Here is a 16,619-nt window from a genome sequence, read left to right on the forward strand (position 1 = left end):
AACTTGGAAATAATTCTCTCTTTTATAGCAGCGACTGCATTATTAGCAATTTCTCCAGGCCCAGATAATATCTATGTATTAATACAAAGTATTACCAATGGTGTAAAATATGGACTGGCGACTGTTTTTGGTTTAATATCAGGATGTATTGTTCATACTACTTTAGTCGCTTTTGGAGTGTCGGTCATTATTAAAGAGAATGAAAATTTATTTTTGGCTTTAAAGATTTTTGGAGCAAGTTATTTAGTATTCTTAGCCTATAAAGTGTATAAGAGTTCTTCACAAATTGAGTTGACTTCCGACAATAAACCTCAGAAAAGTACAAGTCAATTATTTAAACAAGGATTTATAATGAATGTGCTAAACCCTAAGGTTTCAATCTTCTTTTTGGCATTTTTTCCAGCATTTTTATTTAGTGAAACTTTAAGTACAGTATCTCAATTTTTTATTTTGGGTTTTGTTTTTATGGCAGTTTCCCTAATTATTTTTTCTTTGTTTGCGATATTAGCTGGTAAAATTTCAGATTATTTACGGCAAAATAAAAAAATAGGTAGATTTTTAAAATGGCTCCAAATATTGGTTTTTGTGGGAATTGCAATTTTTATTTTATTTTCTTAATAAAGTTATTTCAAGTCGTATCTTTGATATAATGAGCCAACCAAAAATAATAGAATGTCCTAGAGACGCTATGCAAGGTATTAAACCGTTTATAGAGACGGATACCAAGGCAACTTATATCAATCAACTACTAAAAGTTGGCTTTGATACTGTTGATTTTGGCAGTTTTGTTTCGCCGAAAGCTATTCCGCAAATGCGTGATACGGCTGAGGTACTTTCCAAATTGGAACTAAGTAAAACCAAAAGTAAGTTGTTAGCCATCGTGGCCAATGTAAGAGGAGCAAATGACGCTTCTCAATTTGAAGAAATTGATTATTTAGGTTATCCATTTTCCATTTCTGAAAATTTTCAAATGCGGAATACAGGTAAAACTATAGCTGAATCAGTTTTGATTTTAGAAGAAATTTTAAGCATTGCACATAAAACCAATAAAGAAGTGGTGGCTTATCTATCAATGGGATTTGGAAATCCTTACGGAGACCCGTGGAATGTTGATATTGTGGCAGATTGGACTCAAAAAATGGCGAAAATGGGCGTCAAAATAATTTCCTTGTCGGATACAATTGGTAGTTCTACGCCAGATATTATTGAGTATTTATTTTCGAATTTAATACCGATATATCCCAAAATAGAATTTGGAGCTCATCTGCATACCACTCCTACAACTTGGAAAGAAAAAGTGCATGCGGCTTATATTTCAGGATGTAACCGATTTGATAGTGCCATCAAAGGTTATGGTGGTTGCCCTATGGCAAAAGATGAATTGACCGGTAATATGCCAACCGAAAAATTAGTATCTTATTTTAAAGGACAAAATGTTGATTTGGGTTTGAACAATAACGAATTTAAAGCGGCTTACAACCGATCTGGAAAAGTATTTTTATAACTACTATGTCCTAATTATTTTTCGAACTAAAGGTGTTATTGTCTAAATGGCCTATCTAAAAAAACATAGAAAATCAAGGAAGCAGTATTGGGCATGCGATGAAAAGCTGTTTGAGGGCTACCGATAGGCAGCCAGAGTTCTTTTCATCGGTGGCTGGGGTTTCCGTAGTATTTTCTCATATTTTTTTAGTAAGCCTAGATTTTTTTGGTTCGTTTTTTCATCAATGGAAAAAATGAACAAAGTTTTTTAGGATATTACCATTTTTATACTTATTGCCAAGTATTACGTGTTTTTATATTTTTCTCACAAAATTGAATAATTTGCTCAATTCTTTTTTCGCGTGTCTGCTTTCGTTTAGCCTGATTTAACCAATACAAATAACTCTTGCGATAACTAGGTGCAAAGTTTTTGTAGTTTTCAAACGCCAATGAATTCTTATCAAAAGCCAGTCGTAATTCTTCGGGAATAATTAAATTTTCAACATCATCTAAGGCTGTCCAAGAACCATTTTTCTTCGCAATTCTTATTTTTTCTATGCCACTTTTATGTATTAAGCCATTTTTAGTTAACTCTTTTATATAGGTTTTATTTAACTTACTCCAAACACTTTTTGCGTTTCTTGGGCAAAAATATTGCCGTCTGCGTTCATCATCTAGTTTTTTAACGGTGGAATCTATCCAACCAAAGCATAACGCAACTTTAACGGCTTCTTCCCAACGCATACTCGGCTTTTTACTTTCTACTTTATAAAAGATAAGATAAACTCCCTTAACCGAAGAATGATTTTCTGCTAACCATTTTCGCCATTCAATATCTGTTTTAAAATAAAGCTCAGAGAGTTCAGTCATTTATTTTGTAATAGTATTAATAATTAGTTGAGCATGAATTCTTGAATTCTCAATAAACCATTTATGTGTTTCAATACCACCGCAAATCACTCCAGCCAAATAGACTCCTTTTAAATTACTTTCCATAGTTTTAGGATTGTAAACCGGTTTTTGAAGACCGTCATTAGATAAATTTATACCAATATTCTTTAAGAATTTAAAATTTGGGCGATAACCTGTTAAAGCAATTACAAAATCATTTTTCAATGTAATTTCTTTTCCTTGTTTTGTGGAAACAATTACTTTGTCCTCTTGTATTTCTTTAATTTCAGCTTCGTAATAGGCTTTGATACTACCTTCTTCAATTCTATTTACAATATCGGGCCTGACCCAATATTTTACCCTTTCGCCAATTGCTTTTCCTCGGATAACCATAGTTACCCTTCCACCTTTTCTATAAATTTCTAAAGCTGCATCAACGGCAGAATTGCTTGCACCCACAACTATCACATCTTGTTCAGAAAAATAATGTGGGTCATTGTAATAATGAAAAACTTTCGGCAAATCCTCACCTGGGACATTTATATAATTTGGAATATCATAAAATCCGGTTGCGATAATAATATTCTCTGCCTGATAATTATTTTTGTTTGTTTTTACTTTGTAAATACCGTTTTTTGAATTTACCGTTTCTACTTTCTCAAATAAATTTACATTGAGTTTGTTTGAAGATACTATGCGTCTGTAATATTCTAACGCCTCCTTTTTGTTAGGTTTTGGGTTACTGCTTATAAATGGTATTTCGTCAATTTCTAATTTTTCAGAGGTTGAAAAAAATGTCATGTTACTGGGGTAGTGATACAATGAATTCACTAAAACGCCTTTTTCAATAATAGTATAGGTCAATTGTTTTTTCTTTGCTTCTAAACCGCAAGCAATTCCGATTGGACCCGCCCCGATAATTAAAACGTCCAAAGTCTTTTTCATATAATAATTTAACCTTACTTTTAAAAAACAAATTTAATCATTTAATAATGAAACAATTCTTAGTTACACTACTACTTTTTACTTACATATTTACAAATGCTCAAGAGATGAAAACTTCAGAATTACCCTATGCAGAAATCCCTGACTATCCTGAAAAATACACGGCAACAACGGTCGCTGCAAGAATGATTGATGGTTTGGGTTTTAGATACTACTGGGCAACCGAAGGTTTGCGAGCAGAAGATTTGGCTTATAAACCAAGCGAAAAAGGAAGAACTAGCAGACAAACTATAGATCATATTTATGATTTGTCTAAAGTAATTGTAAATGCTACTACAAAAACTCCCAATGGTGATTCTGAAAAAGACACATTAAGTTTTGACGAAATACGAAAAGCCACGTTGTTAAACTTAAAAAAGGCTAGCGATATTTTACTGGAAGCCGAATCACTGGAAGATTTTAAAATCATTTTTAAAAATGATTATGGCACTTCCGAATATCCATTTTGGAACAATATTAATGGACCAATAGAAGACGCTGTTTGGCATGCTGGACAAATTGTGGTATTGAGAAGAGCATCTGGAAACCCTTTTAATTCGAAGGTCAGTGTTTTTAGTGGTAAGGTTAGGAAGTAATTCTAAACTGTTACATTTTTTCTTCACGTTCCGTTAGCTATCGGGATTGCATGTTCCTCTTTGCATCCTTTGGGTGAAATAATTCGCCTGATATTCCTCTTTTGGACTTTTTATATTATATATTTCTAAAAATTTTGATTTTGTAACTATCAATTTAACAGATGTTTATAATTGAATAACAATTTTTTTTCAAAATAATCCACATTTTTAAAAACCGCCCTTTTCATTTTTCCGTAGGTATAGCAGAGAACATAAAATAATTAATAACGAAATCTCAAACTATTATGAAAAAAATGAAAATTAGTATTGGAATTGGAGTACTGGCAGTGGTCGGACTTCTAACAATTGCGGCGGATCATATCGATGCTCCAGACGTAAAAGGTGGTACAAGTGATATCACAGATTTTTATGCCTTTCAAGGGCAAGACACCGACAATGTTGTATTTGTGGCGAATGTACAAGGATTATTAAGTCCAAGTGCTACTGGAAATGCCTCATTTGATGAAAATGTATTGGTTGAATTTAACATTGATACCAATGCAGACAATGTTGAGGATATGGTAATACAAGCAATACCAAGAGACGGTAAAATGTACTTTTTTGGCCCCATGGCACCTAGTGCCCCTGGTTTAAACAGTACTATTTTAACAAACGCAACGCAATCTTCTGTTGACATTACGCCTTACGGTTCAAGTGCCATTACAGCAACGAATGCAGGAATGACTTATTTCGCGGGACCTCGTGACGATCCTTTCTTTATGGATTTTGCTCAATACGGTGAAATCATCGCGGGTAATGCTACATCTTTTAATGACCCTGGAGCGGATACTTTTGCCGGTACCAATGTAATGTCTATTGTGGTAGAAGTACCTAAATCGGCCGTTGGCGGTTCAGGTTCTATTAATACATGGGTAGAATCTAAAAGAAAACAATAATATAAACTTTTTAAACTTAAAATTATGAAACGAGCATATATGCAAATACAAAATTTTATGGAAACTCTAAATGCGAGTTCTATGAGACTAAATAATAAAAATAAAAATTCACGAATAAAATTTAATATAAAATTAATGACCATCGCGTTGTTATCAAGCGTTGTTTTTATTAGCTGTGATAATGGTGATGATGATATGAAAGAACCGATGGGCCCTGATTTTTCAGGAACGTATGTACAAGCAGACCAGATGGCAAGACCTGCAATTAATACAGTTTTTGTTAGTGCGGCCGAAAAAGACATGTTTAATACAACAGCACCAAAAGATCAAGGAGCTGCCTTTGCATCAAAATTTGAAGCTGGGTTAAAAGCATTAAGCCCTGCTTATGCCAATGATGGAGATAAAAATGCATTAGGGTTAGATGCTCCTTCTTTTGCAGGAGTGTTGGCAACGGATGTTTTGACCTTATCGTTAGATGGTACAACTACCTTTTACGATGGTACAAATGTGCTTACAGGTAGAGCCCTAGCCGATGACGTAATTACCGTAGAGTTATTACTGATTTTTGGAGGAGAAGACTTTTCTGAGAATCCTAATTTATCCGATGACCATGTGGATGCTAATGACAAAGCATTTTTAACATCTTTCCCTTACTTGGCTTCGCCATGGTAAGATTATAAACAATACCCACTAAGGGTGTGCCTGCTATGACATGCCCTTATATTTTTTAATTACGCATACATAAAACATAAAAATTTAACATATTATGAACTCAAAACATATATTAACAGCTATTCTAACGTTGACCATTTTAATTGGCTGTACAAAATCAAACGATAAAATTACAGATACTAAAGACTACAATAGCTATTTAGAAACCAAAGAAAATACTGCGTTGGCATTAGCCAACAGAGAATATAAATTTTGGACTGAAAAACTGGAAAAAACCCCAAATCAATATCCATACTTAGGGAAAATTGCAAGTGCCAATGCACAACTTTTCTCGACTACTGGCGAAATAAACTACTTAATTGAAGCCGAAAAGAAATTACTATTGGCTAATGAAAGAACAAATTACAATAATGCGAGTTACTTAAGGGGCTTAGCAAGAAACTATATTTCACAACACAGATTTAAAGAAGCGTTAGAGCAGTTGTTAAAGGCAGAAGAAAACGGTGAAAAATTGATCCAAACGCAACAAATGTTATTCGATGTGTACTTAGAATTTGGGAATGCGAAAAAAGCAAAGTACTATTTAAACGAAGTAAAAGACCTTGGCGATTTCGGTTATTTAATTCGCCTATCAAAATGGAGTGACCATGAAGGAGATTTAGATGCTGCAATCAAATACATGGAAAAAGCAAAGGACATTGCAGAATCTTCTAAAAATAAAGGATTGATGCAATGGTCATATACCAACTTGGGAGATTATTACGGTCATGCCAATCGTATTGAAGATTCTTATCAAATGTATTTAAAAACATTGGCAATGAATCCCAATGAGGCATACGCAAAAAAAGGAATTGCTTGGATTGTGTATTCATATGAAAGAAATCCTGAAGAAGCATTGCGAATTTTAGACGCCATAAGCACACAGCATAAATCACCCGATTATTATTTGCTCAAAGCAGAAATTGCTGAATTTCAAAATGATAATGACAAAAAGGAAGAAAATATCAAGGCTTATTTAGGTGCAGTTCAAAACAAACAGTACGGAGCGATGTACAACAAATACAATGCACTATTGTTTGCGGAGGAATTGGACAACGTTGATTCTGCCTTACAAATTGCAAAAAAAGAAATTGAAAACAGGCCAACACCTCAATCGTATGATCTATTAGCTTGGTCATATTATCATAAAGGTGAAGCTAAAAAAGCTTTAGAAATTGTAGAACAACACATTGCCAATAAAACGTTTGAGCCAGAAGCTCAATACCACATGGCTGCCATTTACAAGGCGAACGGATTGGGAAAAGATGCTAACCAATTGAAAAAGGAATTATTAGAAAGTGCCTATGAGTTAGGCCCAGTTTTAGAGCAAAGCATTAAAAATTTATAAACCATGAAACCAATCATAAATAAATGTATAATAAATTTTGTGATGATGGTTTGTTGTGTAACAAATTGGGCTCAAAATAATATTGGTGCTGAATTTTTAGAAACACAAGAAAATAAAAGAAGTATTTCTTTTTACCAAAATGATGCCGATGATGAGTTTAATGTTGGAATAACTTTTGAAGGAAAAAAGAATATTGGTTTTGACTTGAAAATCTTATATGATGCTGATTTTGCCAATGATTTTGAAACCTATAGTTTAAGGGACCTTTTTGTTTTGGATTTTAACCTAGTAAAAAGCATTGGTAGTTTTGACATCATATTGTCTATAGAAAACGCTATCAATTATGGTGATACCGAAGTAACCAATGAACCTGTACTTGCACAAAATAATGACATTACGTATTTGAGTGAATTTGAACATGAGGCTGGTTTTGTAGCCCTATTAGGTATCAGCTATACCTTTTAAAAACTAATATAAATAAAATGAAAAAGCAAAAAGGAAATAAATTATTATGTTGATGTTTTGAGTTTTATGTTAGTAATGGGAAGGTGTCCGTCTTAATTGATGGACATTTTCTTTTGGGTATGGTAATCACTTTATGCTACTTTCTAGATTCTCAGATTTGCTCCTCATTTTTTCAAGAACTACTTTATAATCAGGATTGTTTTTTAAATTTTCTAATTGATTAGGGTCTTTTTGTAAATCATATAAATACTCATATGGCGGATTTTGTTCATAATAATTGGCATATACATACTGTTGCCCATGAATTCCAACATATTTTGGTAGTTTATCATGTTCCATTCTATGTTCGATAAGAAAACTATCTCGCCAAGTTTCAATTTTTTCATCTTTTAAAATAGGTAGAAGACTTTCTCCTTGATAATGTTGAGGTATAGAAACTCCAGCAAAGTCAAGTATAGTTGCCGGAATATCAATATTGAGGGCTGTTTTATTAGATTTCTTTAAAATAACATTAGTCGGCATTCTCGGATCATAAATTATTAAAGGAACTCTTAATGATTCTTCGTAATGCGTCCATTTACCTGCAAAACCTCTGTTACCCATATAATAACCATTATCTGAAGAGTAAATAATTACAGTATTTTCATCTAGATTTTTTTCTTTTAAAGTTGCAATTACCCTATTCATTACATTGTCATATCCACTAATCATGCGGAAATATGCTCTTAAATTAGATTGGTATTTTTCTTCGGTATCCCACCGCCAAAAATAACGTTCTCTGTTTAACGAATTTTTTAAAAATTCAGGATGATTTTCATAAATTTCTGAATCTGATAATTTAGGTTTTGGCATTTCTACTTTTTCATACAGTTCAGAAACCGCTTTTGGGTATGGGTAATGCCCTTCGTTACCGGGAGTTAAATTTCCATCAACTGCATGTACAGCATTAAAACTTATGGAGAGACAAAAAGGTTTTTCAGACGTTTGATTTTTAATAAATGTTACGGCATCATCACCACGAATTTCAGCTGAGTGTCGCATACTTCCATCAGCAAGTTTTTGAAAATGTGGTGTGTTTTTAAATGTAGGCTTAAAAAAATCAAACATTTCTGAAATTTTCTGGTCTTGCATTTCTAGTTTTACGCCAAGTTTGCCTGTAAAACCAGTAACGTATCCTGATTTTTTCAGCAAATAAGGATATGAATTATTGATAAACTCTTTTTTGAGTGGATTTTTACCGAACGTATAATTATGTTTACTTTCATATAATCCTGTAAGAATAGAAGCTCTACTTGCTGCACAGATAGAAGTGGTTACATATGCATTTGTAAATGTAATTCCACCTTTAGCAAGTTTGTCAACTGTTGGCGTTTTTACAATGGGATGACCTGCAGATGAAATAACATCATTGCGTTGGTCGTCAACTAATACAAATAAAATATTGGGTCTTTCTTCTTTATTTGTAGTATTCTTTTTGCATTGACTAGATACTACCAGTAGTATTGAATAAAAGAGTATTCTAAATGTATTTTTCATATTTGGTCACTTGTCATAGCAACTTTAGTCAGCGATAGCTGAATGAATTCCAACGGTTAGTGTATGCGTCGTGGTGACCGAATGGGAGCCATAATCGACATACACATTGTTCACCACTCGCCTTTTTTATCATAGCCATTTCTTTCTCTTAAAGTAAATTAACAAACCGACAAAAATAACGACTATAAATCCCCAGAATGCAAAGTATCCATACTTCCATCGAAGTTCAGGAATGTTTTCAAAATTCATTCCGTAAATCCCTGCTAAAAAAGTTAAAGGGATAAAAATCGTTGCTACCAGTGTAAGCATTTGCATGACTTGATTCATTTTAAAACTCACCTCTGAAATGTAGAGATCTTGTAAGCCGTTCAACAAATCCCGAAAAGACTCCACCGTATCCATTACTTGAATAGTGTGATCATACAAATCTCTAATAAATACAGGAGTATCTTTTTCAACTAATGGGCTATCTGTTTTAGCAAACCGCCCTATGGCTTCTCTCAGAGGAGCAATTGATTTTCGTATGGTTAGCAACTCTTTTTTGAGTCGGTGAATTGCGGATTTATTATTTGAATCTTGGTTGTCAAGCATGCGATCTTCAAGTGATTCAATTTCTTCACCTATATCTTCCAGCAAAAGAAAGTAATTGTCTACAATTACATCTATGAGTGAATAAGCAAGGTAGTCCGCACCTTTTTGTCTTATTCTACCTTTCTTACTTTGAATCCGTTTTCTTACAGCTTCAAATAAATCACTTTCAGTTTCTTGAAATGAAATCACGAAACCCTTTCGAAAACATATTGCAACCTGCTCAATGGTTATCTTTGTTTCAGTTTTGTCAAAGGCTAAAGCTTTGATAATTATAAAAATACCATTCTCATATTCTTCACATTTTGGTCGCTGGTATGTATTAGATACATCTTCGAGAATTAAAGGATGGATATTGAAGGTGTGGCCAAGTTTTTCAATTAAGACTGTATCATGAACTCCCCGTATGTCATACCAATCAACTTCCTCTTCAGGAGATTGGTGTAAGATGATTTTGTCATGATTACTAAGTGTTTTTTCTTCGAATAATTCATTATCATATTGGATATAATGAATTTGGACTTTTTCCATTTTTTTATTTCCAGTAAACACAACAGAACCAGGAGGTAATCCGATTTTATTTCTTTTTTTGCTCATAGAATTCAATTCAGATATTAGTAGGATTATTCTTGTACACAAGGGTTCTATGCGGGAACGGTATCTCTATTCCTTCATTATCAAATCTCTTTTTAATAAGCTCAAATAATTCACATTCCATTTTAAAAGCATCTACCGGATCTTTAGCCCAGGCCCAAGCTCTTAGATTAACTGATGATTCTCCAAAACCTATAATTCTAACTGGAGCTAATTCCTCGCCCTCCATCAATTGTTCCTCTGTTCTTGGGTCAATATGAAGGGGGTGTTTTAGTACTTCTTCTTTGAAGATGGCCTTTGCTTTTTTAAAATCTGAATCATAGCTTATTCCTATTTCAATCAATTTACAAATTCTCTCATCCCCATAATTTGAATTCACTAATATTTCATCACTTATTAATGAATTTGGAATGATAATCCTTTTGTTTTCAAAATCCCGAATAACGGTATGTCTCAAAGTAATATCTTCCACGACGCCCCTCAGTTCTCTTAGGTTTACTCTGTCATTTACTCTGAACGGTTTAAAGATAATTATAAAAACACCACTAATAATATTACTCAGAGCATGCTGAGAAGCAAAGCCTACGGAAACTGCCAAGATGCCCGCACCTGCTAAAAGAGAACTTGCTAGTGCTCGCAAATTTGGCATTGAGTAAATAGCTATACTAAACCCGATGATATAAATTATTGCATTGATTGCATGACGCAAGAATTTATAATTTGTTGGATCGTTTTTCATTTCTTCCGTCGAACGACGAATTAGTCGTTTGAAAAATCGATTGATCAAAAAAGCTACAACAATTGTTATCAGTAGGATACAAATAAAAATTCCGATGTATTCAATGCTGCTTAGTATTTGTTCTTTCATTGTTGATTATTTATCTAACTTTTTTTGGTGGTGCGGAACGGTTTTGTGTATGGTTAGTTCCGTGTTTCAGCAACTAATTTAGTAAACAAAAACGAACGCGAGAAAATTCCGAAGGAATTTTCCAAATAAACAACGACCAAAGCAATTAATTATACACGTTGTTGTAGCACGTTTTTATTTTACGCAACACTCAAAATATTTATCAATCCTCCAATGACAATTAAAAACAACATTGTCAAGTAACTTCGCTTGATTGAAATTTTTCCATTTATTAATTTTATTCCAAAATATAAGTTAATACAACTTAATGTAATATTTGAAAATATAACCCAGTTCGGATAGATAAAGAGGAAAGCGATGTTTGGATTTTGATAATCTATGTAAAGGGAAATTATATGATATAGCCAATAAAGAGATAAAGAAGATTGAATTAAGCCCAGAATTATGTGTATATTCTTTTTCATCTCCAATTCTTAACTCAACTTTTCATTTTCTAATTCCGAAAATTTTTGTTTGTCAGTTGGATTTACATCAATCAATTCAAATCGGTTTTTATCCAAAACATTGAAATCAACCAGACTTAAATAAAGGTCAACAACATTTCGGTCAATCATAATTTTTCCACCACCAGCCCAATGTCGGTCAGTTCCATTTTTCTTAATTCCAGAAACCCAATATTCCTCTCCAGTCTCAATATCATAATGATTACCACCTTCAATTCCCATTGCATTGGCGTTTTTCAAGGCCTTGCCATTAAAATACACAGTTCTTCCAGATTTAGAGAATTCCGCTATTCCAATCCAAGCTGGTCCATTGTCTCCAAAACCGCTTTTCAATTCAATATATTTTAATTCAGGTTTCATAGTTCCTCAAATGTGCTACAACGTGTTCGTGTATGGCTTGTTGCGTTGGCGAGAACTAAGTTAACAAAAGAAACCGAACCAGTAGGAAAATCCGCTAGGATTTTCCGAGTACACACAAAACAAGCAATTGGTTATACACGTTGTTGTACAACGTTTTTAATCAGTTTCTTTGTTAGAAAGCTCCTGTATGTATTGCTTTTCTATATATCCATTTAGAATTCTCTTTATAAAAAATAACATAGCAGGTATATCCGCAATTAGGATCTCCTAAATATGTATAATGAAATATACCAGTATTATACTTCTCAGAGAATACAACTCTTGAAAAGCCCATAAATCCAATGTTTAAAATTGTGTCTTTTTTTCCATAACTTAATGGGTTGAAACCTCTTTTTCTTGCAGAAAATTTGGTTAGAAATTCTATTCCATCTTGTTCTATTAATTCCGTTTTTAGTTTTTTAGAATTTAATTCCGTTTTAAGATTTTTGATAAAATTGAACTCATTAGATAGAGTATCAAGATATTTTAAAATATAACCTCTATTATTCTCAATATTAAGAGAAGTTAATGAATCAGGAATCGTTACGAATTTCTTTATTGTATCTCTGTCTCTTTCAGATACAAGATAACGTTTTTCCATTCTATCGATTAGGACTGAATCCGCTTTTTTAGGTATTTTTCTAATTGGATGACAGTAATCTACTTTATAAATACTATCCAACATATTACTTATAATGTTATGTTCATCATCATAAGTTATATTGCTTTCTAGTCTCGGTTCTAAAACCATTGCAATATTTTCTGGACTTTCTGAATATTTATTTTGGACATGAAAAAACAAAAAAATCACATAAGCCATTGCAGCAATTACAGCGAATGCGAAAACAAATATTAATATGTCTTTAGTTTTTCTCAAATGTTGTACAACATATGTATAACCGCATTGCGGTTATATCCGTTATAGTTGCAATATACAAATTCTGAATAATTGTTAAAAAAAAGTAAAAAAATTAAAGTTACGGTGCAGCATTTACAACCCCTAATGTATACAACTGTTCTAACGTAGGTACTTCACTACCGCCTTCAGGTTCAAGAGTAATACCAAAAGCTTCTGACTCATTATTGTTGCCTAAGGCAAATACTTTGTTTTCGTCTTCGGTAAATTGGTCTAATACACCAATGCTTGTTGGGGTAAGCGGATCCAATTTTAAAGACCAAACTTGATAGACCTTACCAGCGGGAGGGTCAGGTAGGCCTTGAACATCTACATATACTTGGTTGTCAGATTTGTTCCAATAGACCTTGGCATACGAATTTGGTGAAACGGTTTGCCCACCCAACGGAACTGCTAAAATGTCTTTATCTCTAAGAATGGTATTTAGCTTTTTTGTCTCAGCCAAACTGGAATTGGCTTTAAAAATCTGTTCTTCTAATTGTTGTTTTTCTAGTTCAGCAGATTTTAACTGTGTACTCAAATTGTTGTTTTGTACCATGGTCCAAATAAAACCACCTAATAACAGTACCGCAGCTGCCCAACCAGTGTAAGATAACCAGTTTGTAGATTTTTTGGCTAACTGAACAACTTTGGGTTCGTTGGTATTTGCATCACTTATTTTGGCTTTAATTTTTTGAAATGAAGTGTTAGAAGTAGGGGCTGTTGCTGCGGTCAATTTTAGAACAGCAGCTTCTATCTCGGCAACTTCCTTGGCAATTTCAGGATGTTTTTGAACCATAGCAAATACCTCTCGGTTTTCTTTTTCAGAAAGTACACCAGCTACATAAAGCTCTAAAATTCCGGACGCTATGTATTCTTTAATTTCCATTTCTAATTCAAAACTATAACTCTTAGTTCATTAATGCAGTTTCTGTTGCGTGTTTTAACCGTACCAATTGGCATTTTTAATGTTTCTGCCGCTTCTTTTTGGGTATATCCTTTAAAATATAATAGGTTAATTACTTCTTTACATTTTTCAGCCAGTTTATCTACAAATTTTTTAATCCCAATGCTATTTGTGGTAACATCAAGATTGTCATAAGTCTCCAATATATCTACGAAATTATCGGTACTTTGGTTTTTTTGACTGTTCTTAAAATTTTTGGATCTTGTTTTGTCAATAGCAGCATTTCTGGCAATATTTAACATCCAAGTAAAAAACCTGCCCTTACTTGAGCTGTAGGTATCTGAATTGTGCCAAGCTTTTATAAAAACATCTTGTAGTATTTCTTCAGCAATAGCATCGTCTTTAACAATTGAAAAAATAACACCTAAAAGACTTTGCTTATAATTATCATAGAGATATTCGAAAGCCTTTACATCTTTTTTCTGAAATTTTAGTACAGATTCTTCTAAGGTCATTGCCATTTTTTGGAGCTGTAATATAGCTATTTAAACTAAAACATCGACTATCTTATTTTTTCTATTCTTTTAGTGGTAAAGCCGTTGGCGGTCTAAATTCAGTCAACCCTTTTTCTTTAATAGTTTTTTCAACATCTTTAATACTTGATGGAACAAAAGCACTCATGTTTTCCACTCCCGTTTTGGTGACCACAGCCATATCTTCAATACGAATATAAAGTCTTTCATCTCGAAGCCAAATCATAGGGTCTATGGTAAAAACCATACCTGGTCTTAGTTTTACATTACCTCTTACCCTACCAACATCATGCACCGCCATACCCACAGGATGTTGAAAATGCCCACGAAATACCAAACCTTCTTGTACTGCTTTTAAATGAGATGGCTTTACAAATTTTGCACTTGCTACATATTTCTTCATGTCTTCTGCCGCTTTATCAAGTACTTCATTTGCAGTTACGCCCGGTTTAATATACTTGAAAAGAGCATCGCGATAAGCAACAATAAAATTATACAGTGCGGTTTGAGCTTTGTCAAATTTTCCGTTTACGGGCCAAATTCTTGTAACATCACTAGTATAATAGCGATAATCAGGTGCGTAATCCATCAGAACTAAATCACCATTTTTGAGCACATCTTTTTTATGGAAATAATGACCAAAGTAGGCATTAGTTCCTCCACCGATTATTGAGGCATAGCCATCGCCTCTGGCTCCATTTAAATAATATACATACTTAGCTGCTGCATCCAATTGATATTCATAAAGACCGGGTTTGGTAGATTTCATTGCCTCAATAATACCTAGACCAGCAATTTGGGTGGCTTTACGGATAAGGTCAATTTCTTCAGGACTTTTAATCAATCGCATGGCATCTAAAATAGGTGAGAGATCCCTGATTTCTACTTGCGGGAAGCGTTCTTTAATTTTTTGTTTAAATCTAGATTCTCTAGATTGTTCTCCATCCCATGGATCCGCAGCTTTTCGTGCTTGTCCGAATAGTAATTCATCACGACTGTCATTTCCGGTTTCAGCAGGACTTAATGGCGTGTAAAGAACTGCACCAGGTGGTCTGATTAAACCCGTACCAACAATATCCCTCGCTAAAAATTCAATTCCACGTACGCTATCAACTCCAGTTAATTTTTTAACGAGTTCGGCATCTTCAGCAGATAATACTTTTCCTTCTCCTTTTTCTCTACCTTCGTCTCTATGGGGTAGATAAAGTGTTGCTGTTTTATTTTTTCCATTTAACAATAAATAGGAATGAGCAGTTTCGAGTCCACAGAGGTAGTAAAAACTATTGGATTGCCTAAATACACTAAAGCCTGGTACGCCAGCAGACCCTTGTATTAATGCAACTGCATTGTCTCCAATTTCGGTGAATATTTTAAATCTTCTTTCGTTAAAATTTTCAACTGAAAAATCTGTTTGATAGTGATGTTTTTCTTGAGCTGTAGCTACAGAACTTAAAGTTATTAACAGTAAGGCTGATAAAAAGAGTGTTTTAAAATGTGTCATAGATTGGTGTGGTTATTAAAAAGAAAAAGCTGATTGTCTGCAATTTACAAATTTTAATAGATGTAAATGGACTGTATCTTACAGATTTTATTATCGTATCTTTACACACATGATAAAAGACATAAAATTAGCCGTTTTGATTGATGGCGATAATATTCCATCAAAGTATATAAAAGAAATGATGGAGGAAATTACCAAATACGGAACACCTACCATTAAACGTATATATGGCGATTGGACTAAACCGCACTTGAATAAATGGAAAAATGTGTTATTAGAAAATGCAATTAATCCGATACAACAATACGGATATACTACAGGTAAAAATGCTACCGATTCTGCTATGATTATTGATGCTATGGATATTTTATATTCAAAAAATATTGATGGTTTTTGCTTGGTTTCTTCGGACAGTGACTTTACAAAACTGGCAACCAGGTTACGAGAATCAGGTATGCAAGTAATCGGAATAGGCGAAAAGAAAACACCGGATCCGTTTATTGTAGCATGTGATAAATTTATTTACCTCGAAATTTTAGAGACATATACCGAACAACATGATGGTAAAAAAGATGCTAAAAAACCAAGTTTAGATAAAATAACCCCGAAAACAATCCGACTATTAAGACAGTCTGTAGATGATGCTGCCGATGAAGATGGATGGGCATTTTTAGGTGATGTAGGTTCGCTAATTATTAAAAAACAACCGAATTTTGACGCTCGGAATTTTGGTTTTGAAAAATTAACGCCACTTTTTAACTCCCTTAATCAATTTGAAATTGAACAAAGAGATCAGGGTAATAAACGCTTTAAACTGATTTATGTGAGGAATAAATAGATTCTTCTTGATTTGTTATAAAGCTTGTCCGTTCGAGCGGAGTCG

General features: G+C 33.5%; 18 protein-coding genes. 8 read left to right on the plus strand and 10 right to left on the minus strand.

Annotated features, from left to right (window positions below; all coding sequences use genetic code 11):
• Nucleotides 1-3 precede the first annotated feature (3 nt).
• A complete protein-coding gene (locus tag U5A88_RS02285) occupies nucleotides 4-618 on the plus strand; it encodes a LysE family translocator (protein WP_354203423.1) in 615 nt (204 codons plus the stop codon).
• A gap of 31 nt (nucleotides 619-649) precedes the next feature.
• Entirely contained in the window at nucleotides 650-1,504 is an 855-nt protein-coding gene (locus U5A88_RS02290; RefSeq protein WP_354203424.1) for a hydroxymethylglutaryl-CoA lyase, read from the plus strand.
• 269 nt (nucleotides 1,505-1,773) lie between these two features.
• Here the strand turns inward: U5A88_RS02290 and U5A88_RS02295 are convergent, their stop codons facing one another.
• Together U5A88_RS02295 and U5A88_RS02300 are read right to left on the minus strand one after the other, a co-directional pair.
• Entirely contained in the window at nucleotides 1,774-2,352 is a 579-nt protein-coding gene (locus U5A88_RS02295) for a YdeI/OmpD-associated family protein (protein WP_354203425.1), read from the minus strand.
• Nucleotides 2,353-3,318 carry a YpdA family putative bacillithiol disulfide reductase gene (locus U5A88_RS02300; RefSeq protein ID WP_354203426.1) on the minus strand — a complete coding sequence of 322 codons (966 nt, stop codon included), beginning with the start codon at nucleotides 3,316-3,318 and terminating at the stop codon, nucleotides 2,353-2,355.
• Between the two features lie 47 nt (nucleotides 3,319-3,365).
• On the opposite strand from U5A88_RS02300, the gene U5A88_RS02305 reads away from it, so the two are divergent.
• The 5 genes from U5A88_RS02305 (at nucleotide 3,366) to U5A88_RS02325 (ending at nucleotide 7,412) form a co-directional block, all read left to right on the plus strand.
• Nucleotides 3,366-3,953, plus strand: coding sequence for a DinB family protein (locus U5A88_RS02305; RefSeq protein ID WP_354203427.1), 588 nt, complete (start codon nucleotides 3,366-3,368; stop codon nucleotides 3,951-3,953).
• Between the two features lie 284 nt (nucleotides 3,954-4,237).
• Nucleotides 4,238-4,888 (plus strand): DUF4331 family protein, encoded by a 651-nt coding sequence (locus U5A88_RS02310; RefSeq protein ID WP_354203428.1) that lies wholly within the window; start codon nucleotides 4,238-4,240, stop codon nucleotides 4,886-4,888.
• Between the two features lie 135 nt (nucleotides 4,889-5,023).
• The gene (locus tag U5A88_RS02315; RefSeq protein ID WP_354208111.1) at nucleotides 5,024-5,560 is read left to right on the plus strand and encodes a DUF4331 family protein; all 537 of its coding nucleotides are present in this window, start codon (nucleotides 5,024-5,026) and stop codon (nucleotides 5,558-5,560) included.
• Between the two features lie 94 nt (nucleotides 5,561-5,654).
• Nucleotides 5,655-6,947 (plus strand): tetratricopeptide repeat protein, encoded by a 1,293-nt coding sequence (locus tag U5A88_RS02320; protein WP_354203429.1) that lies wholly within the window; start codon nucleotides 5,655-5,657, stop codon nucleotides 6,945-6,947.
• Nucleotides 6,948-6,950: 3 nt separating this feature from the next.
• Complete coding sequence (locus U5A88_RS02325) at nucleotides 6,951-7,412, plus strand: hypothetical protein (protein ID WP_354203430.1); 462 nt, start codon at nucleotides 6,951-6,953, stop codon at nucleotides 7,410-7,412.
• A gap of 126 nt (nucleotides 7,413-7,538) precedes the next feature.
• Here U5A88_RS02325 and U5A88_RS02330 read toward each other — a convergent pair whose 3' ends face one another.
• The 8 genes from U5A88_RS02330 to U5A88_RS02365 form a co-directional block, all read right to left on the minus strand.
• On the minus strand, nucleotides 7,539-8,948 hold the full coding sequence (locus tag U5A88_RS02330) for a sulfatase family protein (RefSeq protein WP_354203431.1): 1,410 nt from the start codon (nucleotides 8,946-8,948) through the stop codon (nucleotides 7,539-7,541).
• 129 nt (nucleotides 8,949-9,077) lie between these two features.
• A complete protein-coding gene (corA, locus tag U5A88_RS02335; RefSeq protein ID WP_354203432.1) occupies nucleotides 9,078-10,133 on the minus strand; it encodes a magnesium/cobalt transporter CorA in 1,056 nt (351 codons plus the stop codon).
• Between the two features lie 10 nt (nucleotides 10,134-10,143).
• Complete coding sequence (locus U5A88_RS02340) at nucleotides 10,144-10,998, minus strand: mechanosensitive ion channel family protein (RefSeq protein ID WP_354203433.1); 855 nt, start codon at nucleotides 10,996-10,998, stop codon at nucleotides 10,144-10,146.
• Between the two features lie 473 nt (nucleotides 10,999-11,471).
• Nucleotides 11,472-11,861: a mannose-1-phosphate guanylyltransferase gene (locus U5A88_RS02345; protein WP_354203434.1), complete on the minus strand. Its 390-nt coding sequence runs from the start codon at nucleotides 11,859-11,861 to the stop codon at nucleotides 11,472-11,474.
• Between the two features lie 172 nt (nucleotides 11,862-12,033).
• Nucleotides 12,034-12,777 carry a hypothetical protein gene (locus U5A88_RS02350; protein ID WP_354203435.1) on the minus strand — a complete coding sequence of 248 codons (744 nt, stop codon included), beginning with the start codon at nucleotides 12,775-12,777 and terminating at the stop codon, nucleotides 12,034-12,036.
• A 100-nt stretch (nucleotides 12,778-12,877) separates the two neighbouring features.
• Entirely contained in the window at nucleotides 12,878-13,684 is an 807-nt protein-coding gene (locus U5A88_RS02355) for an anti-sigma factor (protein ID WP_354203436.1), read from the minus strand.
• Nucleotides 13,685-13,686: 2 nt separating this feature from the next.
• The gene (locus U5A88_RS02360) at nucleotides 13,687-14,217 is read right to left on the minus strand and encodes an RNA polymerase sigma factor (RefSeq protein WP_354208113.1); all 531 of its coding nucleotides are present in this window, start codon (nucleotides 14,215-14,217) and stop codon (nucleotides 13,687-13,689) included.
• A gap of 61 nt (nucleotides 14,218-14,278) precedes the next feature.
• The gene (locus U5A88_RS02365) at nucleotides 14,279-15,736 is read right to left on the minus strand and encodes an aminopeptidase P N-terminal domain-containing protein (protein WP_354203437.1); all 1,458 of its coding nucleotides are present in this window, start codon (nucleotides 15,734-15,736) and stop codon (nucleotides 14,279-14,281) included.
• A gap of 109 nt (nucleotides 15,737-15,845) precedes the next feature.
• Between U5A88_RS02365 and U5A88_RS02370 the strand changes: the two genes are divergently transcribed.
• Nucleotides 15,846-16,574 carry an NYN domain-containing protein gene (locus tag U5A88_RS02370; protein ID WP_354203438.1) on the plus strand — a complete coding sequence of 243 codons (729 nt, stop codon included), beginning with the start codon at nucleotides 15,846-15,848 and terminating at the stop codon, nucleotides 16,572-16,574.
• Nucleotides 16,575-16,619: the final 45 nt, after the last annotated feature.

It is taken from the genome of Aureibaculum sp. 2308TA14-22 (genome assembly GCF_040538665.1).
GTDB lineage: Bacteria > Bacteroidota > Bacteroidia > Flavobacteriales > Flavobacteriaceae > Aureibaculum.

Excerpts from the sequence above, each read along its gene's own strand:
- U5A88_RS02290 (WP_354203424.1), top strand. The coding sequence starts at position 650 with ATGAGCCAACCAAAAATAATAGAATGTCCTAGAGACGCTATGCAAGGT.
- U5A88_RS02295 (WP_354203425.1), bottom strand. The coding sequence starts at position 2,352 with ATGACTGAACTCTCTGAGCTTTATTTTAAAACAGATATTGAATGGCGA.
- U5A88_RS02300 (WP_354203426.1), bottom strand. The coding sequence starts at position 3,318 with ATGAAAAAGACTTTGGACGTTTTAATTATCGGGGCGGGTCCAATCGGA.
- U5A88_RS02305 (WP_354203427.1), top strand. The coding sequence starts at position 3,366 with ATGAAACAATTCTTAGTTACACTACTACTTTTTACTTACATATTTACA.
- U5A88_RS02310 (WP_354203428.1), top strand. The coding sequence starts at position 4,238 with ATGAAAAAAATGAAAATTAGTATTGGAATTGGAGTACTGGCAGTGGTC.
- U5A88_RS02315 (WP_354208111.1), top strand. The coding sequence starts at position 5,024 with ATGACCATCGCGTTGTTATCAAGCGTTGTTTTTATTAGCTGTGATAAT.
- U5A88_RS02320 (WP_354203429.1), top strand. The coding sequence starts at position 5,655 with ATGAACTCAAAACATATATTAACAGCTATTCTAACGTTGACCATTTTA.
- U5A88_RS02325 (WP_354203430.1), top strand. The coding sequence starts at position 6,951 with ATGAAACCAATCATAAATAAATGTATAATAAATTTTGTGATGATGGTT.
- U5A88_RS02330 (WP_354203431.1), bottom strand. The coding sequence starts at position 8,948 with ATGAAAAATACATTTAGAATACTCTTTTATTCAATACTACTGGTAGTA.
- corA (WP_354203432.1), bottom strand. The coding sequence starts at position 10,133 with ATGAGCAAAAAAAGAAATAAAATCGGATTACCTCCTGGTTCTGTTGTG.
- U5A88_RS02340 (WP_354203433.1), bottom strand. The coding sequence starts at position 10,998 with ATGAAAGAACAAATACTAAGCAGCATTGAATACATCGGAATTTTTATT.
- U5A88_RS02345 (WP_354203434.1), bottom strand. The coding sequence starts at position 11,861 with ATGAAACCTGAATTAAAATATATTGAATTGAAAAGCGGTTTTGGAGAC.
- U5A88_RS02355 (WP_354203436.1), bottom strand. The coding sequence starts at position 13,684 with ATGGAAATTAAAGAATACATAGCGTCCGGAATTTTAGAGCTTTATGTA.
- U5A88_RS02360 (WP_354208113.1), bottom strand. The coding sequence starts at position 14,217 with ATGACCTTAGAAGAATCTGTACTAAAATTTCAGAAAAAAGATGTAAAG.
- U5A88_RS02365 (WP_354203437.1), bottom strand. The coding sequence starts at position 15,736 with ATGACACATTTTAAAACACTCTTTTTATCAGCCTTACTGTTAATAACT.
- U5A88_RS02370 (WP_354203438.1), top strand. The coding sequence starts at position 15,846 with ATGATAAAAGACATAAAATTAGCCGTTTTGATTGATGGCGATAATATT.